Raw genomic sequence first — 658 nt, 5'->3', positions numbered from 1 at the left:
AAAGTAAAGCAGGCGATCCGAAAACGCACCTCCTGTAATAATGAACAAAAAAGACTATACACCTTGCTTAAAAAAGATGAATGGATGACTGATAATTTCCTCCATCGTCAAATGCGTAATCACTTTAAGCATGGTGTTAATCACACACATAATCAAATTATTGTTCGTGCGGATATGTGTAAAACCTTTGAGTTAAATGGTCAATGTTGGCTTAAAGTACCAAGCCTAATCCCTCGACAAACCATTAAAATCCCATTAAATACGACTGTTGATTTTGCACCGCAAGGCACATTAAGAATTATTCTAAAAAATGGCAATATTGAAGTTCATTCAACCTATGATGCAGTTGAAACACAAGATTGTGGTCAGGAAACAGTAGGTGTTGATAAAGGGTACTCAGAAGCTTTTGTGGACTCTGATGGCGATGTATATGGGAGTGGTCTAGGCAAGCTGATCTCAAGTGAATCAGATTATTTAAATCAAAAGTACAAGCACAGAAACAAGCTCAGAGCGATTGCTAAAGCTAAACCACACAAGAAACAGAAAATTGAGTTAAATAATCTAGGTCGAAAAAAACTAGATAAGCGACAAGATACTCAAAAAGCAAAGCTCAAAACATTAATATTTACAGCAACTCACAAGTTGGTTGATAAAGCCA

1 pseudogene is annotated in these 658 nt (G+C 36.2%); it reads left to right on the top strand.

Annotated features, from left to right (window positions below):
• Positions 1 to 658, top strand: a pseudogene (locus ACEO2X_RS14055) (RNA-guided endonuclease TnpB family protein); the annotation flags it as partial.

This window comes from Acinetobacter sp. AL9 (assembly GCF_041464035.1).
GTDB classification, from domain to species: Bacteria; Pseudomonadota; Gammaproteobacteria; order Pseudomonadales; family Moraxellaceae; genus Acinetobacter; species Acinetobacter towneri.
Note: the sequence above shows the minus strand (reverse complement) of the source record. Positions and strands in the feature narration are given on the sequence as shown.